20 protein-coding genes are annotated in these 20,804 nt (G+C 72.2%); 13 read left to right on the plus strand and 7 right to left on the minus strand.

Features of this window, described 5'->3' with window-relative positions; translation table 11 throughout:
- Window positions 1–48 precede the first annotated feature (48 nt).
- Together ACIQWX_RS43800 and ACIQWX_RS43805 are read right to left on the minus strand one after the other, a co-directional pair.
- Window positions 49–1,266 (minus strand): MFS transporter, encoded by a 1,218-nt coding sequence (locus ACIQWX_RS43800; RefSeq protein WP_400884425.1) that lies wholly within the window; start codon window positions 1,264–1,266, stop codon window positions 49–51.
- 98 nt (window positions 1,267–1,364) lie between these two features.
- Complete coding sequence (locus ACIQWX_RS43805) at window positions 1,365–2,147, minus strand: IclR family transcriptional regulator (RefSeq protein ID WP_400884427.1); 783 nt, start codon at window positions 2,145–2,147, stop codon at window positions 1,365–1,367.
- An 83-nt stretch (window positions 2,148–2,230) separates the two neighbouring features.
- On the opposite strand from ACIQWX_RS43805, the gene hutH reads away from it, so the two are divergent.
- The 6 genes from hutH to ACIQWX_RS43835 all read left to right on the plus strand — a co-directional run bounded on the left by hutH (window position 2,231) and on the right by ACIQWX_RS43835 (window position 10,323).
- The gene (hutH, locus tag ACIQWX_RS43810) at window positions 2,231–3,760 is read left to right on the plus strand and encodes a histidine ammonia-lyase (protein WP_400884429.1); all 1,530 of its coding nucleotides are present in this window, start codon (window positions 2,231–2,233) and stop codon (window positions 3,758–3,760) included.
- Entirely contained in the window at window positions 3,757–5,418 is a 1,662-nt protein-coding gene (gene hutU / locus ACIQWX_RS43815; RefSeq protein ID WP_400884431.1) for a urocanate hydratase, read from the plus strand. The genes hutH and hutU overlap by 4 nt, the downstream gene beginning before the upstream one ends.
- Window positions 5,415–6,611 (plus strand): allantoate amidohydrolase, encoded by a 1,197-nt coding sequence (locus ACIQWX_RS43820; protein ID WP_400884433.1) that lies wholly within the window; start codon window positions 5,415–5,417, stop codon window positions 6,609–6,611. The genes hutU and ACIQWX_RS43820 overlap by 4 nt, the downstream gene beginning before the upstream one ends.
- A gap of 101 nt (window positions 6,612–6,712) precedes the next feature.
- On the plus strand, window positions 6,713–7,945 hold the full coding sequence (locus tag ACIQWX_RS43825; protein ID WP_400884435.1) for a formimidoylglutamate deiminase: 1,233 nt from the start codon (window positions 6,713–6,715) through the stop codon (window positions 7,943–7,945).
- Window positions 7,933–9,078 (plus strand): imidazolonepropionase, encoded by a 1,146-nt coding sequence (hutI, locus tag ACIQWX_RS43830; RefSeq protein WP_400884437.1) that lies wholly within the window; start codon window positions 7,933–7,935, stop codon window positions 9,076–9,078. Before ACIQWX_RS43825 ends, hutI begins: the two co-directional genes overlap by 13 nt.
- 87 nt (window positions 9,079–9,165) lie before the next feature.
- Window positions 9,166–10,323, plus strand: coding sequence for an FAD-dependent oxidoreductase (locus tag ACIQWX_RS43835; RefSeq protein WP_400884438.1), 1,158 nt, complete (start codon window positions 9,166–9,168; stop codon window positions 10,321–10,323).
- Here ACIQWX_RS43835 and ACIQWX_RS43840 read toward each other — a convergent pair.
- Both ACIQWX_RS43840 and ACIQWX_RS43845 read right to left on the minus strand, forming a co-directional pair.
- Window positions 10,307–11,173 carry an esterase/lipase family protein gene (locus ACIQWX_RS43840; RefSeq protein WP_400884440.1) on the minus strand — a complete coding sequence of 289 codons (867 nt, stop codon included), beginning with the start codon at window positions 11,171–11,173 and terminating at the stop codon, window positions 10,307–10,309. The genes ACIQWX_RS43835 and ACIQWX_RS43840 overlap by 17 nt on opposite strands.
- Window positions 11,174–11,290: 117 nt before the next feature.
- The gene (locus ACIQWX_RS43845) at window positions 11,291–12,700 is read right to left on the minus strand and encodes an acyltransferase (RefSeq protein ID WP_400884442.1); all 1,410 of its coding nucleotides are present in this window, start codon (window positions 12,698–12,700) and stop codon (window positions 11,291–11,293) included.
- 232 nt (window positions 12,701–12,932) lie between these two features.
- Here ACIQWX_RS43845 and ACIQWX_RS43850 point away from each other — a divergent pair, with 232 nt between their 5' ends.
- Both ACIQWX_RS43850 and ACIQWX_RS43855 read left to right on the plus strand, forming a co-directional pair.
- Entirely contained in the window at window positions 12,933–14,057 is a 1,125-nt protein-coding gene (locus ACIQWX_RS43850; protein WP_400884444.1) for an anion permease, read from the plus strand.
- Window positions 14,058–14,065: 8 nt separating this feature from the next.
- Window positions 14,066–14,287, plus strand: a complete 222-nt coding sequence (locus ACIQWX_RS43855) for a hypothetical protein (protein ID WP_400884446.1) — start codon at window positions 14,066–14,068, stop codon at window positions 14,285–14,287.
- Here the strand turns inward: ACIQWX_RS43855 and ACIQWX_RS43860 are convergent.
- Both ACIQWX_RS43860 and ACIQWX_RS43865 read right to left on the minus strand, forming a co-directional pair.
- A complete protein-coding gene (locus tag ACIQWX_RS43860) occupies window positions 14,269–15,012 on the minus strand; it encodes a hypothetical protein (RefSeq protein WP_400884448.1) in 744 nt (247 codons plus the stop codon). The two genes, ACIQWX_RS43855 and ACIQWX_RS43860, sit on opposite strands and share 19 nt — an antisense overlap.
- Entirely contained in the window at window positions 15,009–15,218 is a 210-nt protein-coding gene (locus ACIQWX_RS43865) for a hypothetical protein (protein ID WP_400884450.1), read from the minus strand. The genes ACIQWX_RS43860 and ACIQWX_RS43865 overlap by 4 nt, the downstream gene beginning before the upstream one ends.
- A gap of 173 nt (window positions 15,219–15,391) precedes the next feature.
- On the opposite strand from ACIQWX_RS43865, the gene ACIQWX_RS43870 reads away from it, so the two are divergent.
- From ACIQWX_RS43870 to ACIQWX_RS43885, 4 genes are read left to right on the plus strand one after another with little or no spacing between them, the layout of a single operon-like run.
- A complete protein-coding gene (locus tag ACIQWX_RS43870) occupies window positions 15,392–16,084 on the plus strand; it encodes a hypothetical protein (protein WP_400884452.1) in 693 nt (230 codons plus the stop codon).
- Between the two features lie 36 nt (window positions 16,085–16,120).
- Window positions 16,121–16,846, plus strand: coding sequence for a dienelactone hydrolase family protein (locus tag ACIQWX_RS43875; protein WP_400884454.1), 726 nt, complete (start codon window positions 16,121–16,123; stop codon window positions 16,844–16,846).
- Between the two features lie 21 nt (window positions 16,847–16,867).
- The gene (locus tag ACIQWX_RS43880; RefSeq protein WP_400884456.1) at window positions 16,868–18,433 is read left to right on the plus strand and encodes a sensor histidine kinase; all 1,566 of its coding nucleotides are present in this window, start codon (window positions 16,868–16,870) and stop codon (window positions 18,431–18,433) included.
- Window positions 18,430–19,104, plus strand: a complete 675-nt coding sequence (locus ACIQWX_RS43885) for a response regulator (protein WP_400884457.1) — start codon at window positions 18,430–18,432, stop codon at window positions 19,102–19,104. Before ACIQWX_RS43880 ends, ACIQWX_RS43885 begins: the two co-directional genes overlap by 4 nt.
- Here the strand turns inward: ACIQWX_RS43885 and ACIQWX_RS43890 are convergent.
- Window positions 19,049–20,182, minus strand: coding sequence for an FAD-dependent monooxygenase (locus ACIQWX_RS43890; protein ID WP_400884459.1), 1,134 nt, complete (start codon window positions 20,180–20,182; stop codon window positions 19,049–19,051). The genes ACIQWX_RS43885 and ACIQWX_RS43890 overlap by 56 nt on opposite strands.
- 32 nt (window positions 20,183–20,214) lie before the next feature.
- Here ACIQWX_RS43890 and ACIQWX_RS43895 point away from each other — a divergent pair, with 32 nt between their 5' ends.
- Window positions 20,215–20,748 carry a TetR/AcrR family transcriptional regulator gene (locus tag ACIQWX_RS43895; protein WP_400884461.1) on the plus strand — a complete coding sequence of 178 codons (534 nt, stop codon included), beginning with the start codon at window positions 20,215–20,217 and terminating at the stop codon, window positions 20,746–20,748.
- Window positions 20,749–20,804: the final 56 nt, after the last annotated feature.

Raw genomic sequence — 20,804 nt, forward strand, 5'->3', positions numbered from 1 at the left:
CCGAGGTGGCGAAGGGAGGCGCGCCATGTGCGGACGCGACAACTGAGGTCATCGATCCTCCAGCCCGACCCGGCGCCACGCCCTCGCGATCGGCACGGCCACCGCGGCACCCGCCGCCCCGGCCACGGCGATGGTGTGCGCCGGGCTCAGCACGTCGGCCAGCGCGCCCGCCGCGGCCGCGCCGACGCCCTGCACGGTGATCAGGCCCGCCGAGTTCACGCCGGCGCACTGCGCGCGGTGCTCGTCGGGCACCCGCCGCATGAACGACACCGTGCCGGTGATGTTGTAGCCCGTCGCCAGCAGGCCGGACGCCGCCAGCAGCACCACCGACAGGACCAAGCCGGGCCGGAAGACGAACACGATCAGCGGCAGCCCCGCCGCGATCCCCAGCCAGCCGAGCACGCGGACCTGCACCCGCTCGGGGATCCACTTGCCGAACACGACGCCGCCGAGCACGCTGCCCGCCGGGTCCGCCGCCATCAGCAGCCCCACCAGCGTCGCACCCGCGCCGATCCCCGCCGCGTACGGCGCGGCCAGCGCCTCCGGCACGACGTAGAACCCCGCCAGCCAGTTCAGCGCCACCAGCGTGCGCAACGCCGGGTCGCGCCAGATGAGCCGGATGCCGGCGCCGGTCGTCGACAGCCAGGCCGGGCGCACCGCCTGCGCGATCGCCGCCCGTCGCCGGACGCCCGTGACCAGGAACAACGCCGAGAGCACGAACGTCACCGCGTCGAGAGCCAAAGCCGCAGACGGCGCCAGCGCGGCGATCAGCAGACCGCCGCCGGCGAACCCGGCCAGCTGCGCGGCCTGGATCGTCACGTTCCGCAGGGCCATCCCGACCAGGTACCGCTCGCCTTCGAGCACCGTCGGCAGCAACGCCTGCTGCGCCGCCTTGAACGGGCCGCCCAGCGCCGTCATCACGGCGACGAGCACGCACAACACCCACAGCGGGACGCCGGGGATCGCGATGACGCCGACGAGCGCGGCCCGGGCCACGTCGGTCGCGACCATCACGTCGCGACGCGGCCACCGGTCGCCCGCGCCGGCCAGGAGGATTCCGCCGAGCAGCGACGGCACGTACGTCAGGGCGTAGGTCAGGCCGGTCAGGGCCGCCGACGACGTGCGCTGGTAGACGAGGACCGCGAGCGCGACGCGCGCGAGCTGGTCGCCGCAGATGGAGAGCAGCTCGGCGAGCCACATCGCCCGGAACTCGGCGACGGCGAGGACCGCGCCGAACCCGGCTTTCGTCACGCGTGCGTCGTCCATCGCCGGCGTCCCCTCGAAACCGCTGTTGAGCAACGGTAATCACCGAGCGGAGTGGAATCGAGCCGTTCGGTGACAGTTGCCCCGATCGCAGCAGCGCGTCAGCCCGGGTGGCCGCCGATGCGGCTGGTCAGCTCGGCCGCCGTCGCCGCTACTTCGGCCGCCAGCTCCGGCCAGCTCTCTTCGCACGGCTCGGCCGCGCAGTGGTGGCGCAGGGTCACGCTGATCGCGGCCAGCGGGCGGGCGCCGTGGTCGAACACCGGGGTGGCGACCGATGCGAAGCCGGCCGTGACGTGGCCGTCCTCGATCGACCAGCCGAGCCGGCGCTCCGTGGTCAACGTGCGGCGCAGCTCGGCCAGCGTCTTCGGGCCGCGGCCGGTGCGGAGCACGAACGCCGACGCCGAAGGGAACAGCGCGCGGACGTGCGGGGCGGGCAGGTGCCGCAGGATCGCGCGGCCGGAGGCGGTCAGCTGGGCGGGCAGCCGGACGCCGACCTCGGTGACCAGGGTTTCCGGGCGCGCCGGGCGTTCCTTGATCAGGTACAGCGACTCGTTGCCGTGCAGGACGCCCAGGTGCGCGGTGTGGCCGACGCGGTCGACGAGCTTGCGCAGCAACGGCCCGGCCAGCCGTTCGAGGGGGTCGTGGCGCAGGTAGGCCGAGCCCAGCTCAAAGGCCGCGATGCCGAGGCCGTAACGGCGTTCCGCGGGCAGGTGGACGACGAAACCGGCGGCCTCCAGCTCGCTGAGCAGGTGGTACGTCGTCGAGCGGGGAAGGCCGGCTTCGCGCGCGATCGCCGCCGCGGTCACCGGGCCCGGGCGCGTGGCCAGGAGGCGCAGGACGGCGAGCCCGCGGCGCAACGCCGGCACCTCGCTGCTGTCACCCATGGTCCGAGCCTACGTCTGGGATCCCAGACGGAACCACTCCGTGGGGCATCCCACCAGCGGGAAGGACGATGTCCAATGGGCCCATGCCGGAAAAAGTGCTCCTGGGCCTCGAACCACTGACCGCCGCCCAGGTCGTCGACGTCGTCCGCGGCCACGCGCCGGTCGCGCTCGGGGACGCGGCCGAGAAGACCCTCGCCGCGACCCGCCAGCACATCGAGAACCTCGCCCACGCCGTCACGCCCACCTACGGCGTCTCGACCGGCTTCGGCGCCCTCGCGACCCGTCACATCCCCGTCGAGAGCCGGACCGCGCTGCAGCGCAGCCTGATCCGCTCGCACGCCGCCGGCGCCGGGCCCGCCGTCGAGCCTGAGGTCGTCCGCGCGCTCATGCTGCTGCGGCTGCGGACCCTCGCCAGCGGCTACACCGGCGTCCGGCCGGGGACCGCGCAAACGCTTGCGGCCCTGCTCAACGCCGACATCACCCCGATCGTCCACGAGTACGGCTCGCTCGGCTGCTCCGGCGACCTCGCGCCGCTGGCGGCCGTCGCGCTCGCGCTCATGGGCGAAGGCGAAGTGATCCACGCCGGTCAACTCAAGCCCGCCGCGGAGGCGTTGAAGCACGCCGGTATCGAGCCGGTCGTCCTTGCCGAGAAGGAGGGGCTCGCCCTCACCAACGGCACCGACGGCATGCTCGGCATGCTCTTGCTCGCGGCGGCCGACCTGCACCGGCTGTTCGACATCGCGGATCTCACCGCGGCGATGAGTGTCGAGGCCCTGCTGGGCACCGATCGCGCGTTCGCCGCCGACCTCCAGGCCCTCCGGCCGCACCCCGGGCAAGCCACCTCCGCGGCCCGGATGTGGGAGGCGCTGCAGGGCTCGAAGATCGTCGAAAGCCACCGCGGCCCGGACTGCAACCGCGTCCAGGACGCCTACTCGCTCCGCTGCGCCCCGCAGGTGCACGGCGCCGCGCGCGACAGCCTCGCCCACGCCGAACTCGTCGGCGAGCGCGAGCTCATGTCCGCTGTGGACAATCCGGTCGTGCTCGCCGACGGCCGGGTCGAGTCCAACGGCAACTTCCACGGCGCGCCCGTCGCGTACGTGCTGGACTTCCTGGCCATCCCGATCGCCGACGTCGCCAGCATCGCCGAGCGCCGCACCGACCGGATGCTCGACAAGGCGCGGTCGCACGGCCTGCCGCCGTTCCTGGCGCACGACCCCGGTGTCGACTCCGGCCACATGATCGCCCAGTACACGCAGGCCGCCGTGGTCAGCGAGCTGAAGCGGCTCGCCGTGCCCGCGTCCGTCGACTCGATCCCGAGCAGCGCGATGCAGGAGGACCACGTCTCGATGGGCTGGTCGGCCGCGCGGAAGCTGCGCAAGGCCGTCGACGGCCTGACCACCGTGCTCGCCGTCGAACTGCTGACGGCGACCCGGGCGCTGGACTTCCGGGCGCCGCTGGAGCCGTCGCCGGTCACCGGCCGCGTCCGGGATCTGCTACGTACCAAAGTGGACGGTCCCGGTCCGGACCGCCACCTGGCGCCCGAGATCGCGGCCGCCGAAGAACTCGTCCGCTCCGGCGCCGTCCTCGACGCCGCCCGTCTGGAGGTCCGATGAACAGCGAGTCCCGTGTCGTCCGTGCCGCCCGCGGCACCCAGCTCACCGCCAAGTCGTGGCAGACCGAAGCCGCGCTGCGGATGTTCCACAACAACCTCGACCCCGACGTCGCCGAGCGGCCGGAGGACCTGGTCGTCTACGGCGGCACCGGCAAGGCCGCCCGCAACTGGGCCAGCTTCGACGCGATCAGCCGTGAACTGACCACTTTGGACATCGACGAGACGCTGCTCGTCCAGTCCGGCAAGCCGGTCGGCGTCTTCCGCACGCACGAGTGGGCGCCGCGCGTGCTGATCGCGAACTCGAACCTGGTGGGGGACTGGGCCACCTGGCCCGAGTTCCGCCGGCTCGAGCAGCAGGGCTTGACGATGTACGGGCAGATGACCGCGGGTTCGTGGATCTACATCGGCACCCAGGGCATCCTGCAGGGCACGTACGAGACTTTCGCGGCCGTCGCCAAGAAGAAGTTCGGTGGGAGTCTCAAAGGGACACTCACCGTGACCGCCGGTCTCGGCGGCATGGGTGGCGCGCAGCCCCTCGCCGTGACCATGAACGACGGCGTCGCGCTCGTCATCGAGTGCGACCCGCAGCGCGCGCACCGCCGCGTCGAAACCCGTTACCTGGACGAAGTCGCCGACGACCTGGACGACGCCATCGCCCGCGTCACCAAAGCGAAGCGGGAGAAGCGGGCGCTGTCCGTGGGCGTCGTCGGGAACGCGGCCGAGGTGCTGCCGGAACTGCTGCGACGGAACGTCGAGGTCGACATCGTGACCGACCAGACGTCCGCGCACGACCCGCTTTCCTACCTGCCCAAGGGAATCGAGGTCGACGACTGGCACGACTACGCGGCCAAGAAGCCCGACGAGTTCACCGACCGCTCGCGCGAGTCGATGGCCGACCACGTCGACGCGATGCTCGGCTTCCTCGACCGCGGCGCCGAGGTCTTCGACTACGGCAACTCCCTGCGCGGCGAGGCCAAGCTCGGCGGCTGCGAGCGCGCGTTCGACTTCCCCGGGTTCGTGCCCGCCTACATCCGGCCGTTGTTCTGCGAGGGCAACGGCCCGTTCCGCTGGGCCGCGCTGTCCGGCGACCCCGAAGACATCGCCGCGACCGACCGCGCGATGCTGGAACTGTTCCCGGAAAACGAATCCCTCGCGCGCTGGATCCGGCTCGCCGGCGAACGCGTGGCGTTCCAAGGGCTTCCGGCTCGCATCTGCTGGCTCGGCTACGGCGAGCGGCACCTCGCGGGTCTGCGGTTCAACGAGATGGTGGCCAGCGGCGAGCTGAAGGCGCCGGTCGTCATCGGCCGCGACCACCTCGACTCCGGCAGCGTCGCCTCGCCGTACCGCGAGACCGAGGGCATGGCCGACGGCTCCGACGCGATCGCCGACTGGCCGCTGCTCAACGCGCTGGTCAACACGTCGTCCGGGGCGAGCTGGGTGTCGATCCACCACGGCGGCGGCGTCGGCATGGGCCGGTCGATCCACGCCGGGCAGGTCAGCGTCGCCGACGGGACCGAGCTGGCCGCGCAGAAGCTCGAGCGCGTGCTCACCAACGACCCCGGCATGGGCGTCATCCGGCACGTCGACGCCGGGTACGACCGCGCTGCCGAGGTCGCCGACGAGCGGGGCGTGCGGGTGCCGATGCGGGAGCAGGCGTGACCGCTTCGGGGTTGCTCGGAGAGATTGGTGACGTCGGGCGCGACCCGAAGCGCGGCGGCTATTCGCGGCACGCGTTCGACTCGCCCGAGCAGGACCTGCGGGTGTGGTTCGTCGAGCGGGCGCTCGGCCTCGGGCTGGACGTCGACACCGACTACAACGGCAACATCTGGGCCTGGTGGGGTTCGCCGGGGCCGGACGCCGTCGTCACCGGCAGCCACCTCGACTCGGTGCCCGGCGGTGGCGCTTTCGACGGCCCGCTCGGTGTCGTCAGCGCGCTGGCCGCCGTGGAGGCGTTGCGGGAAAAGGGTTTCCAGCCGGGTAAGCCGTTCGCGGTCGTCGTCTTCGCCGAAGAGGAAGGCGGCCGGTTCGGGGTGCCCTGCCTCGGTTCGCGGCTGCTCACGGGCACCATCGACGCCGACAAGGCGCGCGGCCTGCGGGACGCCGACGGCGTGACGTTCGCCGAGGCCGCCGCGAAGTCGGGCTTCGACCCGGAGCGGGCCGGGCCAGACCCCGGCCGGCTCGGGCTGATCGGGAAGTTCCTCGAACTGCACGTCGAGCAGGGCCGTGGGCTGATCGACCTCGGCTCGCCGGTGGCCGTCGGCAGCACGGTGATCGCGCACGGGCGGTGGCGGTTCTCCTTCGCGGGACAAGGGAATCACGCCGGAGCGACACTGCTGGACGATCGAGCCGATCCGATGCTGCCCGCCGCCGCGACGGTCACCGCCGTCCGGCGGCTGGCCCGCGCGGTGCCGGACGCGCGGGCGACCGTCGGACGGCTGGTCCCGACGCCGGGCGGCACCAACGTCATCGCGTCCACTGTGGACCTTTGGCTCGATGCCCGGGTGCCCGGTGCCGCGACTCCGGAGCTGGTCGCGGAAATCACGCGAGCGGCCGAGGCGGCGGCGGAGGAGGAAGGTTGCCGGGTCGAGGTGACGCGCGAGTCCTATTCGGACGACGTCGTGTTCGACGACGCGCTCCGGCGTGACCTCGGCGGCTGGCTCGGCGCGCCGCCGGAGCTGCCCACCGGAGCCGGCCACGACGCGGCGATCCTCGCCGGGTTCGTCCCGGCCGGGATGCTGTACGTGCGCAACCCGACCGGGATCAGCCACTCGCCGGAGGAGTTCGCCGAAGCCGAGGACGTCGAAGCCGGCGCCGCCGCGCTGGCCACGGTCCTGGAGCGGCTGACGCGATGACCTCCGGCCCGCGGGGGCGCCCCCCGTTTCCAGCCTATCGCGAGGCACCGACAGTTTTCTGGTGCGCGCAGGCCTGGCTGCCGGACGGGATCGCGTCCGACGTGCGGATCGACGTCGCCGGCGGCCGGATCACCGGCGTGGCACCCGGCTCGCCGCGGTCCGGCACCGTGCTCGACGGGCTGACCCTGCCGGGCTTCGCGAACGGGCACTCGCACGCCTTCCACCGCGCGCTGCGGGGCCGGACGCACCACGAGCGCGGCACGTTCTGGACGTGGCGCGAGCGGATGTACGCCCTGGCGTCCCGGCTCGACCCGGACACCTACTACCGGCTGGCCCGCGGGGTCTACGCGGAGATGGTGCTCGGCGGCTACACGAGCGTCGGGGAGTTTCACTACCTGCACCACGCGCCCGGCGGCAAGCCGTACGCCGACCCGAACGCGATGGGGCACGCCCTGCGGCAGGCCGCCGCCGACGCCGGGATCCGGCTGACGCTCCTGGACACGTGCTACCTCGCGGGCGGCATCGGCGTCGAACCGGACGAGGTCCAGCGGCGGTTCTCCGACGGCTCGGCTTCGGCGTGGGCGTCCCGGGTCGCCGCTTTGAAGGAAGACGACCTGTTCCGCGTCGGCGCGGCGATCCACTCGGTGCGGGCGGTCCCGGCGGCCGAACTGTCGCTTGTGGACAGCCAACGCGTAGTGCACATCCACTTGTCGGAGCAGCGGGCCGAGAACGAGCAGTGCCAGGCCGCCTACGGCCGCACGCCCACCGAGCTGCTGGACGAGCACGGGGTGCTGACCGACCGGCTGGTCGCCGTGCACGCCACGCACCTGACCGCGTCTGACATCGACCGCCTGAGCGGCGCGCGGGCGTGCTTCTGCCCGACCACCGAACGCGACCTCGGCGACGGCATCGGCCCGGCCCGCGCGCTGCGGGACGCCGGGGTGCGGCTGAGCATCGGCAGTGACAGCAACGCCGTCGTCGACGCCTTCGAGGAGACCCGCGCGCTGGAGCTGGACGACCGGCTCGCCAGCGAGGAACGCGGCCGGTTCAGCGCCGGAGAGCTCCTGGAAGCGGGCACGGACCACGCGGCGATCGGGTGGGACGAGGTCGGCGCGCTCGCCGAGGGGGCGGGCGCGGACTTCGTCACCGTCGGCCTGGGTTCGGTCCGGACGGCCGGGATCGAGCCGTCCGGGGTGCTGTTCGCGGCCTCGGGCGCCGACGTCCGGCACGTCGTCGTCGCCGGCCGCGAGGTCGTGCGGGACGGTGCGCATCAGCTCATCGACCGTCCGGAAACCCTGCTGGCGAAGGAGATCGAGGCACTGTGGCAGTCCTGATCACGGGCATCGGCGAACTCACGACCAACGACCCCGCGCTGGGGCGGCTCACCGACGCGGCGCTCGTCCTGGACGACGGGAAAGTCGCGTGGGTGGGCTCCGCAGCCCAGGCACCGGACGCCGACGAACGCGTCGACGTCGAGGGCCGCTCGGTGCTGCCCGGCTGGGTCGACAGTCACACGCACCTCGTCTTCGCCGGCGACCGCACCGCCGAGTTCGAGGCGCGACTGGCCGGAAAGCCCTACACGGCGGGTGGAATCGCGATCACGGTCGGCGCGACGCGGGAAGCGTCCGACGAGCAGCTGGCCGCGAACTTGCGCCGGCACGTCGATGAAGCAGGGAGCCAGGGCACGACGTGCCTGGAGACGAAGACGGGCTACGGGCTGACCGTCGCGAACGAGGCGCGGTCCGCCCGGATCGCCGGCGAGGTCGCCGACGAGGTGACGTTCCTCGGCGCGCACCTCGTGCCGCCGGGCGTCGACGCGGAGTCCTATGTGGACTTGGTGTGCGGCGAGATGCTCGACGCCGTCGCGGAAAGCGTGCGCTGGGCAGACGTCTTCTGTGAGACCGGCGCGTTCGACGAGGCCCAGTCGGCGCGAGTGCTGAAGGCCGCGGCCGAGCGAGGGCTCGGTTTGCGGGTGCACGGCAACCAGCTCGGTGAAGGTCCGGGCGTCCGGCTCGCGGTGGAGCTGGACGCGGCGAGCGTCGACCACTGCACCTACCTGAGCGACGCCGATGTCGAGGCTTTGGCGGCGTCCGACACGGTCGCGACTTTGCTGCCCGCGTGCGACTTGTCGACCCGGCAAGCGCTGGCACCGGCCCGGCGATTGCTCGACGCGGGCGCGACGGTCGCGTTGGCCAGCAACGCCAACCCGGGCAGCTCGTACACGACGTCGATGGCGTTCTGCGTGGCGACAGCGGTGCTGCAGATGCGCATGACGATCGAGGAAGCGGTCTGGGCGGCGACGGCCGGCGGGGCGAAGGCGTTGCGCCGCGACGACGTCGGGGTGCTGCGGCCCGGCGCGCGGGCGGACGTCCACGTCCTCGACGCGCCATCGGTGACGCACCTGGCGTACCGGCCGGGCGTGCCGCTGACGAAGTCGGTGTGGCGCGCCGGAGAACGGGTGCGCTAACGTCGCGCGAAGACACAGTCCGGTATGGGTTAGTCCGGGCAGCGCACGCAGGCTCACCTGTGCGTCCCTTCCACGGAAGGGACAGCTGTGTCTGTGATCATCATCGGTGCCGGTCTGGGCGGCCTGAGCCTCGCGCAGGGACTGCGCCGCGCCGGAATCCCGTGCGAGGTCTACGAACGCGACGAGTCGGCCGGCGCGCGCAAGCAGGGCTACCGGCTGCACCTCAGCGACGTCGGCGATGCGGCGTTGCGCGAGGTGCTGCGACCGGAGCTGCACGAACTCGTCCACGCGACCGCGGGTCGCGCGCTGCCGCACACGAACGTCTACGACGACCGGTTGCGCCTGCGCACCCGGCTGGCCGTCGAAGGAACCCACCTCAACACCAACCGCTTCACCCTGCGGCAGATCCTGCTGCACGGCCAGGAAGTCCGCTACGGCAAGCGGTTCACGCACTACGAGACCGACGGCGACGGCGTGACCGCGCACTTCGCCGACGGGGCTTCCGCGCGCGGCAGCCTGCTGGTCGGGGCCGACGGGATCAACTCGCCGGTGCGGCGGCAGTACCTGCCGCACGCCGAGGTCGTCGACGCCGGGCTCGTGCACCTCTACGGCCGGATCCCGCTCACCCCGGAAACGCGGGCGCTGTTCGAGCCGGAGATGTTCGCGATCTTCTCGATGATGGTCGGCCCGGACCGGACGATGGCGGGCTTCGCGCCGGTCGACTACCCCGAGCCGGTCGCGGACGCGTGCGCGCGGCTCGTGCCGGACCTGCGGTTGCGCGACGACGAGCCGTACATGACCTGCTCGGTCGGCGCCCGCTGGGAAGCCGTCGGCCACACCGAGGCCGAACTCGCCGAGCTGACCCCGGGTGACCTGCAGAAGGTGGCGCTGGGCCTGGTCGACGGCTGGCACCCGCTGGCCCGCGCGATGGTCGGGCACTGGGACGTCCCGGCGACGTTCCCGCAGCCGATCCGCACGAGCGTGCCGATCGGGCCGTGGGAACCGTCGCGGGTGACGCTGGTGGGCGACGCCGTCCACGCGATGAGCCCGGCCGCCGGCGCGGGCGCCAACACCGCGTTGCGCGACGGTGCGGCGTTGGCGTCCGCGCTGGCCGGGGCTCCGCTGCTCGAGGCCGTGGCGGCCTACGAAACCGCGATGCGGGACTACGGATTCGCCGCGGTCCGGGAGTCCGCCGAGAACGGACGGCGGTACTTCGGCCAGAACCCGCTCACAGCGGCAGGGTGAACGGCGTGCACTTCGGCGAGTAGGACGAGTCGAGCGCGTGCAGGATCAGCCCGGTGACGTTCGGGTCGATCGCCTGGCCCAGGTGGCCCGACGCGTCCGAGCCGCAGAAGTCCTGCAGGACGACGTCCGTCGCGCCCGGCTCGTTCATGATTCCGCTGGTGTACGGCGTCACGACCTCGTCGTACTTGCTGACGATGTTCGTGTACGTCGGACCGGGGACGTGGAAGCCGCCGCGGGCGAGGTCGTCCAGGAACGCCGAGGGCGCCAGGTACTCCTTGCAGGAGCCGCAGGCCGTCCTGATGACCGCGTCGAGCCCGGGGACGGTGGTGAGCAGCGCTTTCGCGAGCTTGTCGAGGCCGCCGAGCGTGGTGCCGCGGTAGTTCGCGCCGAAGCCGACGAAGTGCGCGACCTTCGCCGCGCCGCCGCCGAACTTCAGGTAGTAGGCGGGCATCGTGCTGCCCTCGGAGTGGCCGACGATGTCGACCTTCGCTGCGCCGGTGGTGGACCGGACCTTGTCGACGAACCGGCCGAGCTGCGCGGCGCTGTCCCGCATGGACGCGAGCCCGCCGACGCCGGGGCCGAGGATGCCGGTGCCGTAGGTCAGCGAGAAGACGCAGTAGCCCTGGGCGGCGATCTTCGGCGCGTGGAAGAACCAGTTGACGGAGTCGTTCGCGCCGAGGCCGTGCACGAGCACGACGGGCTCCGGGTGCGCGGCCGCCGGACGGCAGCCCCAGTCGTTCCACCCGCTGCTCGGCGCCGCGTTCGCGACCGCCGGCGCGACCACGCCGAAGGTGAGCGCCGCGGCGAGCGCGGCCAGGGTTCGCTTGGCACCGCCGTTGGTGACCCGCATTCCGTTGCCTCCAGTTACCCGTCAGTACGTGACGCAGATCATGATCGGTCACATGACGGGGGAGACGACCTGGGAAGACGCTCAGAGATCACGGCAGGTCTTTGTGACGGCTCACAGTCAGGCAACGCCCAGACGCTCGAAGTCCGACGCCTTCCGGGCCCCGACCGCGATCCCCGCGACGGCGACCAGCCCGCAGAGCCACGCGAACCAGTCGCCGAACCGGGCGTACGGCGTCTTCCCCGAACCGACCGGGACGTCGGCCACGACCACCGTGAACGGGCCGTCGCCGGTGTGCGCGTCGGCCAGCACGTGCCCTTGGGCGTCCGCCAGCATCGGCGTTCCGCGGGCCGCGCTCCACGCCACCGAGAAACCGTTTTCGACGCCGCGGATCAGCGCCGTGCGGCTGTGCGCCCAGCCGTCGACGTCCTCGTCGGAGGCCGGGATGAGCACCAGGCCCGTGCCCGCTTCGCCGTATTCGCCGCTGGGGTCGGAGAAGTTGACGTCCATGCACACCATCAGCCCGATCCCGGCGAGGTGCGCGAGCTGCGTGCCGGACGCCATGTTCGGCGAATCCCCGTTGTGCCACTTGCGGTATTCGACCGGCGCGCCGGACGGGGGCACGGCGAGCGCCGCGTTGAACCGGCCCTCCGGCGTGGTGTCGACGACGCCGGCGACGACGTCGAGGTTGCGCGTGCGGGCCACTTCGGCGAAGGCCTCGACGAGCCGTGGCCGGCTGGTCTGGTCCACCGCGAAGGTGGCCTCGGGCAGCACGACGGCCTGGACGCCGTCCGGCAGCCGGCCGATGCGGTCCACATAGGACCGGATCAGCGCCTGGCCGTCCGGCGTGGCGGCGTCGACCGCCCAGCGGCTCTGCCCGGGGGCGATCAGCGCGATCCGCGTCGACGGTCCGGAGGGGCTCGGCAGGTTCCAGAACACCAGCGCGCCGAGCGCGGCGGCGACGGCGACCAGCCCGGTCACGCGGGACCGGGCGCGCACTCCGGGGGCGAGCGCGGCGGCGACCGCGGCCGGGACGAACAGCACGAGGAACTCCACGCCCCAGCCGCCGGTGACCGCGGCGAGCCGCAGCACGGACGGCCGGTCGGCCTGGGTCGTCATCAGGGTGCCCATCAGGCCCGTCGGGTTGAGCAGCGAGACGCCGTAGAGCGCGACGGTCCACAACGCGGGCGCGGCGACGGCCGCGAGAAAGCGGTTCCCGCGGCGGACCAGGAGCCGGAAGAGCCCCGCGGACAGCGCGAACAGCAGGGCGCTGCCGCCGAGGATCGCGATCGCCGCGGGCCGGGGGATCGCCAGGGAGTGCCAGAAGTAGCTCCAGCTCTCGGCGCTGCCCGCCAAGTAGGCCAGGAACGCGCAGAGCAGCGCGATGCCGCCGTGGACGCGGGGTGCCAGAAGCAAAACCGGCAGCGGCGCGAGCCAGGCCAGCTCGGGGACGGGGTCCAGACCAGTCCCGAAGAAGAACAACACCGCCGACGCGGTCGTCGCGACGACCGCCCACCCCAGCTTGCCCATCGTGGCCCCTTCCGCCGGTGTCGACGGTCGCAGCCGGCGGGGCCCAGGGCACTGGGCCAAACCCCCGGTTCGGCGGTCGGGCCAGCCCTACCTCCGCCGGAAATGCCGGGTATGCCGGGAAAGCACGCACGGGTTCATTGAGAGTTCAGTCAGCCGTCACGCCTTCGGGATCGGGCGCCGGGCACCCCGCAAGTAGCGTTTTCGCAGCGACTTCGGGACGGGAGAGCCACCCATGGACTTCTCACTGATCGTGCTGGTGGTGATCGTCGCGGCCTTGGCCTTCGACTTCACCAACGGCTTCCACGACACGGCCAACGCGATGGCCACCTCCATCGCGACCGGCGCCCTCAAGCCGAGGATCGCGGTCGCCGTGTCGGCGGTGCTCAACCTCGTCGGCGCGTTCCTCTCGGTCGAGGTCGCCAAGACGATCTCCGGCGGGATCGTCGACGACACGAAGGTGACCCCGGTGATCATCTTCGCCGGCCTGGTCGGGGCGATCGTGTGGAACCTGGTGACCTGGCTCATCGGGCTGCCGTCGAGTTCGTCGCACGCCCTCTTCGGCGGGCTGATCGGCGCCACCTGGATCGCCTCGGGCTCCGACGCCGTCCACTTCGGCAAGGTCGTCGAGAAGGTCCTGATCCCCGCGCTGGCCTCGCCGATCGTCGCCGGGATCGTCGCGACGCTGGGCACCTTCCTCGTCTACCGGATCACCGCCCGCGCCAAGGAAGGCACCGTCGGCAAGACGTTCAAGGCCGGCCAGATCGCGTCGGCGTCGCTGGTCTCGCTCGCGCACGGCACGAACGACGCGCAGAAGACCATGGGCGTCATCACGCTGACGCTGATCGCCTCGGGCTCGCTCGCGCCGGGCTCGAACCCGCCGATCTGGGTCATCCTCACCGCCGGCGCCGCGATCGCGCTCGGCACCTACCTCGGCGGCTGGCGGATCATCCAGACGATGGGCAAGAAGCTCACCGAAATCCAGACGCCGCAAGGGTTCGCGGCCGAGACGAGCGCCGCGGCCGTCATCCTGACGTCGGCGCACCTCGGGTTCGCGCTCTCGACCACGCACGTCTGCTCGGGCGGCATCATCGGCTCCGGCCTGGGCCGCCGCCTCGCCGAGGTCCGCTGGGGCGTCGCCGGGAAGATGGTCGTGGCCTGGGCGCTCACGCTGCCCGCCGCCGCGATCGTCGGGGCGATCGCCGCCGAGGTCTCGACGCTCGGCAGCTGGGGCACCGTCCTGATCGGCATCGCGGGCGTCGTCGTCGCGGTGGGCATCTACCTCGCGTCGAAGCGGAACCCGATCAGCGCCAAGACCATCAACGAGCCCGAGCCGGCCACGCAGCCGGCCAACGCCTGAGGAGCGCCGTGAACATCGATTGGGGTTCGCTGGGACTCGTCTTCGTCGTCGCGCTCGCCTCGGTGGTCGTGCTGACGAGCCTGTTCTCGTTCGGGGTGGTCGGGCTTTCGCAGCGCGAGTCGGCCCGCGAGTCGGGTGCGTCCGGCACCGGCCCGCTGGCCGGCGCGGTCATCTGCTTCGTGCTCTGCGCGGCGATCGTCGGCTACGGGATCTACTTGATCGTCGCCTGAGCGCGTTCCCGGAACCCGTCCGGGAGCGCGCCGAGCAACGGCCCGAGCGTCGCACGGCGCTCGGGCCGCAGGTGGTTCAGCAGGTCCAGCGCCGGGGTCCACAGGTCTTCGTCGGCCCCGGCGGCGGTGATCAGCCTGCCGAGCCGGTGGGCCGGGAGCAGGCCGACGACGTGGTCGACGCGGCTCTTGTCGTCGAGCACGAACGCGATCCGCAGCAGGCCGGGGTCGTCGATCTCGTCGAGGGCCCGCCGCACGGTCGGGTCGGGCAGGTGCCCGACGAACCGGCCGAGGGTGATCCAGTCCTGCTTGCGCGCCAGCTCGTTCGCGACGGCGAGCACGGTGTCGAGCGGGATGCGCGAGATGATCGCGCTCGCCCGCCGCGGGTCGAGCTCGGCGGCGACCTCGGCGAGGAACCGCGGGTGCAGCCGCTTGGCGACGTCGACGCCGCGCGCGACGTCGACCACCCCGGCGATCCGGGCGCACAGCAGCGGGCCGAACACCTTCTCGGCGATCTTGGCGAGCAGGCCCCCGGGCAGCAGCCGCGCGGCCAAGGCCATCCGCTGCAGCACGGCGAGGTTCGCGTCGAACAGCGTGTCGGTGACCTGCGCGCGGAAGGCCTGAAGGTCAGCGGGGGCAACGCGGGCGAGGTACTCGAGCCGCGCGGGCTCGACGTCGAGGACGCGGGCGAGCTTGAGGACCTCGGCCTCGGCTTCGTAGTTCGTCACAGCCCGACTGCCTTCCGGACCGCACCGCGCAGGAGTGCGGGGACGTACTTGAGGCCCTCTTCACCGGCTTCGGCGAGCGCTTTCGCTTGGCGTCTGCGCGCGTCACGCAGCGCGTTGGCGAGGTCTTGGCGCTCGTGTTCTTCGAGGGCCCGGATGCCGTCGGGGAGGGTGCCGCCCAGCTGTTCGGCGAGTGTGCGCTCGGCCATGGTGGATCATCATGCAACACCGCGGCGGCTTTTTCACTCGGACGGTGCTCGGCTGGTGACGATGCGGTCACGTGCGGCCGAACGGAGTAACGAGACGAGCCGGGTGGCCGACGTCCGGGGAAGTTGTTCCCCAGCCGCCCGGAAGGCCCGCCATGTCCGTTCCGCATGCTCCCATGCCACCCGCTCCGCAGCAGGTCGCGCCCGCGCCGTCGAAGTTCGGCGGCCTGGCCTGGACCGCCCTCATCCTCGGGATCGTCGGGGTGCTCGGCTCGTGGGTCCCGTTGCTGAACAACGTCACGGCCGTCGCCGCCGCCATCGGGTTCGTCCTCGGGGTCATCGCCCTGTTCGGCACGAAGAAGGTCCTCGCGGCGATCGGCGTCGTCCTGTGCGTGCTGGCGATCGTGTTCACAGTGATCGCGCAGAACGCGTTCGTGAAGGCGATCGACGACGCCGTCAACGGTCCCTCCGCGAGCGATGCCGCGGCGGCGCCGAAGGTCTACGCGGTGGGTGAGACGGCGACGGGCGCGAAGACCGACATCACGCTGTCGAAGCCGCGGACTTTCACCACGAGCGAGACCGCGTCGCCAGGCGGCGTGAAGGCGATCGGGTACGACGTGACGGTCGTGAACCACGGGGCCCGGGCGGTGCCGGCGATGTTGTTGTCGATCACGGCGTCGGTGGGAGACAAGCCGTCGGACCAGGTGTTCGACTCCGGCGGCGGGTACCCGGGCGAACCGACCACCGACCTGCTGCCGGGGAAGTCGGTCACGTTCCCGGTCGCGTTCGCGGACAACGGCGGCGAGGTGCTCGTGCAGTTCTCGGCGTTCCTCGACGGCGACAAGGTCTACTTCAAGCAGCCGCGCTGACCGCACCCGGTCGAACCGGGCCGCTACGGTGCGATCATGACCATCGAGACGTCCACCGTCGGTGTCGGCGACCTCTCCGCGTACCTGGCCCGCCCCGAAGGCGGCTCCGAACGCGGGATGCTGCTCCTGCCGATGATCACCGGCATCGGCGAACAGGTCCGCGCCTGGGCCGACGAGCTGGCCGGCCGCGGGATCACCGCGCTGGCCTGGGACGTCTTCCACGGCGCGAGCACCGACAACACCTCGCGTCCGGCGCTGGGCGAGAAGCTCGGCGAGCTGCGCGACGAACCCGCACTGGCGGAGCAGACGGCGCTGCTCGACCACCTGCTCGGCGACCTCGGCTGCACGTCGGCCGGGGTCATGGGGTGGTGCCTCGGCGGCCGGTTCGCGCTCCTGCTCGCCGCCCGTGACCAGCGGGTTTCCGGGGTCGTCGCCTACCACCCGACGGTGCGGGACCCGGCGCCGCCGAACCACGAGCTCGACACGGTCGATTTGTCGACCCGGATCACGGCGCCGGTTCTCGTCGCCTACCCGGAGGCCGACTCCGTCGTCTCGCACGAGACGTTCGCCCTGCTCCAATCCGCGCTGCAGTCGCGGGCGCGGGGCGCGACGTTCACCCAGCACTTCCCGGGCGCCGAGCACGGCTTCAGCGACTCCGCGCGGCACGGCGCCGACGTCAACGCCGAGGCGTTCGCGCTGTCCTGGCCGCAGACGCTCGCCTTCGTGGACACCTTGACTTTCGGCAGTGGTCCGGCCCGCTGACGCCCTTGTAGCTTCGAACCCGTGCGAGAGGTGACGAAGCGCAGGTGGCGCGTGGTGCTCGACGTGCTGCTCGGGCTGTTCCTGGCCTTCATCGTCGTCGCCGGCACCCTGGGCGAACGGACCTGGGAGCTGGTCGCCGGCCTCGCCGTCGTCGCGGGATCGGTCGCGACGGCCCGGCGGTACCCCGCCGTTTCGCTCGGCGTCGCCCTGGTCGGGACGCTCGCCGTCCCGTTCCCCTACGGCGACCGCGTGCCGGTGTGGACGGTGTTCGTGCTGGTGGCGATGAGCTACCAGGCCGCGCTGCGGATGACGCGGGCCCGCCCCGCCGTCCTGACCGGCGCGGCCGTCTCGCTGCTGGGCATCCCGCTGTCGCTGCTCGTCGCGCCCGACGGTCTCGGCGACTGGGGCTCGATGATGGCGATCCTGGTGTTCGCGGGGCTGTCGCCGTGGCTGCTCGGCCGGTACGTCCGGGTGCGCGGCGAGCTCGCCCGCACCGGCTGGCGCCGGGCCGAGGAGATGGAGAGCAGGCAGCGCCTGGTCGCCGACCAGGCGCGCCTGCGTGAACGCGCCCGGATCGCCAGCGACATGCACGACTCGCTGGGCCACGAACTCAGCCTGATCGCGGTCCGCGCGGCGGCCCTGGAGGTGGCAGGCGGCCTCGACGACGTCCAGCGCGACGCGGCCACGCAGTTGCGGGCCGGCGCCGCGGCGGCGACCGAACGGCTGCGCGAAATCATCGGTGTGCTGCGCGAAGACGCGGCGCCGGTCGAGCCGGTGCAGGGCGACCTCGGCGAGCTGATCTCGCGGGCCCGCGCGTCCGGCTTGCTCATCGAATCCACAGTGGACAGCTCGCTGGCGCCGCCGATGGTCGCCCGCGCCGCCTACCGCGTGGTGCAGGAGGGCCTGACGAACGTGGCCAAGCACGCGCCGGGCGCGGCGGTGACGGTGCGCGTGACGAGCACCGACGCGCGGACATCGGTCTGCGTCGTCAACGTGGCGCCGCCCGCCGGGCCGCTGCCGGGGGCGGCGTCCGGGCGGCTGGGGCTGATCGGCCTGCGGGAGCGCGTCCGGCTCGTCGGCGGGACGCTGCGGGCCGAGCCGCGCGCGGGCGGGTTCGCCGTCACCGCGACGCTGCCGCACGACGCCGCGCCGGTCGAAGAGACGCCGGAGCTGCGGGAGGCGGCCGACGACGCCGTCGGGCAGTCGGCGTCGGCCCAGGCGCTGGAGTCGGCCCGGCGGGACGTGCGGCGCAACCTGATCTACGCCGTCACCATCCCGCTCGCGCTCTTCGGGGTGCTGCTCGCGGTCAGCGGGATCGCGTTCCTCTACCAGTGGAACACCTCGGAGCTGCCCGGCCCGGTCTACGACGGCATGCGGCCCGGGCAGGCGCGGGGTGGCCTGGCACTGCCGGAACGTCAGCGCGCCGCGCGTCCGACGCGCGGGGAGCCGGCGTCGCCGCCGGGTGCGGTGTGCGAGTACTACGGCGCCGGGCGGTCGTTCCTGAACGACGACTACGCCGCCTACCGGCTGTGTTTCGCCGATGGGAAGCTCGTTTCGAAGGACTGGTTCGCCGAGGGGGAAGAGTGATCAGGGTCGTACTGGCCGACGACGAGGCGATGATGCGCGCGGGGGTGGCGGCGATCCTCGGCGCGGACCTGGGGATCGAGGTCGTCGCCGAAGCCGCCGACGGACGGGCGGCGGTGGCCCAGGCCCTCGCCACGCACCCGGACGTCGTGCTGCTCGACATCCGGATGCCCGGGCTGGACGGCCTGGGCGCGGCGGCCGAGATCCGGCGGCTGCTGCCGTCGACGGGCGTCATCATGCTGACGACGTTCGGCGAAGACGAGTACATCGAGCGTGCGCTGGGGCTCGGCGCGGGCGGGTTCCTGCTGAAGTCGGGCGATCCGCGCGAGCTGCTGGCCGGCATCCACGCCGTCGCCGAAGGAGCGGCGTTCTTGTCGCCGAAGGTGGCGCAGCGCGTGATCGCGCGGTTGTCGGGCGGGCGGCTGTCCCGGGCCGCGGCGGCGCGGTCGAAGGTGTCGTCGTTGACGCCGCGCGAGCGGGAAGTGCTGACGTTGCTGGGTTCCGGACTGTCCAATGCGGACATCGCGGCGAAGATGTTCGTCGTCGAGGGCACGGTGAAGGCGCACGTGAGCACGATCCTGACCCGGCTCGGCGCGAAGAACCGGGTGCAGGCGGCGATCACGGCGTACGAGGCGGGTCTGGTCGGGGGAGACGCGGAGGCTGCCACCCCGTGATCTCTCGTCCTATGTAGACGGTTGCTTTCGCTGGAAGGGCTTTCAATAGGGCGGTGCGGACTTTGACGGCGACCGGGTTGGCCAGCTGGGAGGTGAGCTTGCCCATCCGGACCGACTCGCGGACGACTTTCTGGCTGCGCGGCCGTCGTTGTCGGTCGTAGGCCTCGAGTGCTTGTTGTGGGTCCTTTGTGGATAGTTCGTGCGCCAGGACGATCGCGTCTTCGATGGCCTGGCAGCCGCCCTGGCCGAGGAACGGCGGCATGGCGTGGGCGGCGTCGCCGAGCAGGGCCACCCGGCCTTTGACGTAGGTCTTGAGTGGTGTGGCGAGGTAGTAGAGGTCGTGATGGAGCACCGCTTCTTCCGGTGTGGCCTCGATCAGGGCGGGGATGGGGTCGTGCCAGTCCCGGGTTGTCTGGTGGAGGTCGGGCAGTTCGCTGCCGGGCCGCGTGACGTAGGAGACGAACCAGTAGACGTCGTCGCCGGTCAGCGGGAGGACGCCGATTTCGGTGCCGCGGTCGAAGCTCGTGCTGAGCCGGGCACCGGGGAACTTGGTGACGCCGCGGAAAGCGGTGCTGCCGGAGTGGACCGGCGCGGGGTGGTCCGGGAAGAGCGCGCGGCGGGCCGGGCTGTTGATGCCGTCCGCGGCGACGACGACGTCGGCCTGGAGTTCTCCGCCGGCGAAGCGGACTCGTCCGTCTTCGCGGACTTCGGTGACGGTCGTGTTCGTGCGGAGACTTTCGGCGGGGACGGCGTTCTTCAGCGCGGCGATCAAGTCTTTGCGGTGGATGGCGCCGAGCGGACGGCCGTGGAGGCGTTCGAAGGCGGCGGCGTCGAAGCGGGTGACCCGCCGGCCGTGCTTGTCCCGGAAGCCGCCGTCGCGCTGCGGGGCGAGGTGTTGCGTGAGATCGATGCCGAGTTCGTCGAGACAGCGCAGGGCGTTCGGCCAGAGCGAGATGCCGGCGCCGACGTCGCCGAATTCCGGGGCTTGTTCGAGAACGGTGACGGTCCACCCGACCCGGTGCAGCCCGACGGCCGCGCTCAGGCCCCCGATACCCCCGCCGACGACAACTGCGTGCATGGCGTCGACTCTACACCTGTAGAGTGCCTTTCGTGGACCGTATTTCGGTAATCGGCGACGCGGCGATCGAGGTGATCGCGGCCGCGGGCATGCGCGGGTTGACCCACCGGGCGGTCGACCAGGCGGCGGGGTTGCCGGCGGGCTCGACGTCGTACTACGCGCGCACGCGGGCAGCGTTGTTGTCGTTGACGTTCGCGCGGATCCTGGAGCTGGACCAGGAGTCTTCGCCGTCGGGCGGGCTGGCGGAGTCGATCGCGGGTTACGTGTCCGAGGCTTTGGGCGCGGGCCGAGCACGGATGTTGGCGAGGTACGAGTTCGCGCTGGAGGCAACGCGGCGCCCGGAGCTGCGGGAGCAGTACGACTCGGGCGGAGCGGTGATCCGGCGTGCGGCGGTGGAGATGTTTGCGGCGGCGGAATCATCGGATCCGGTTCGGCACGCGGGGTTGGTGGTGGATTGGATGGAGGGGACGATCTTCGGCGCCTTGGCGGGGGCTTCGGCTGCGCCTTCGCCGGAGTCGCTGGTGATCGGTGCGCGGGAGATTTTGCGCGGTATCGGGGTGGAGTGAGGCAGACGTCAGTGACCTAGATTGTCACGATCCGCTATCGGCTCTAACACTGTGCT

It is taken from the genome of Amycolatopsis sp. NPDC098790 (assembly GCF_044759945.1).
GTDB lineage: Bacteria > Actinomycetota > Actinomycetes > Mycobacteriales > Pseudonocardiaceae > Amycolatopsis.

Coding starts and splice junctions, on each gene's coding strand:
- ACIQWX_RS43805 (WP_400884427.1), bottom strand. CDS start 2,147: ATGGGTGACAGCAGCGAGGTGCCGGCGTTGCGCCGCGGGCTCGCCGTC.
- ACIQWX_RS43845 (WP_400884442.1), bottom strand. CDS start 12,700: ATGGGCAAGCTGGGGTGGGCGGTCGTCGCGACGACCGCGTCGGCGGTG.
- ACIQWX_RS43875 (WP_400884454.1), top strand. CDS start 16,121: ATGACCATCGAGACGTCCACCGTCGGTGTCGGCGACCTCTCCGCGTAC.
- hutH (WP_400884429.1), top strand. CDS start 2,231: ATGCCGGAAAAAGTGCTCCTGGGCCTCGAACCACTGACCGCCGCCCAG.
- ACIQWX_RS43800 (WP_400884425.1), bottom strand. CDS start 1,266: ATGGACGACGCACGCGTGACGAAAGCCGGGTTCGGCGCGGTCCTCGCC.
- ACIQWX_RS43865 (WP_400884450.1), bottom strand. CDS start 15,218: ATGGCCGAGCGCACACTCGCCGAACAGCTGGGCGGCACCCTCCCCGAC.
- ACIQWX_RS43850 (WP_400884444.1), top strand. CDS start 12,933: ATGGACTTCTCACTGATCGTGCTGGTGGTGATCGTCGCGGCCTTGGCC.
- hutU (WP_400884431.1), top strand. CDS start 3,757: ATGAACAGCGAGTCCCGTGTCGTCCGTGCCGCCCGCGGCACCCAGCTC.
- ACIQWX_RS43840 (WP_400884440.1), bottom strand. CDS start 11,173: ATGCGGGTCACCAACGGCGGTGCCAAGCGAACCCTGGCCGCGCTCGCC.
- ACIQWX_RS43890 (WP_400884459.1), bottom strand. CDS start 20,182: ATGCACGCAGTTGTCGTCGGCGGGGGTATCGGGGGCCTGAGCGCGGCC.
- ACIQWX_RS43870 (WP_400884452.1), top strand. CDS start 15,392: ATGCCACCCGCTCCGCAGCAGGTCGCGCCCGCGCCGTCGAAGTTCGGC.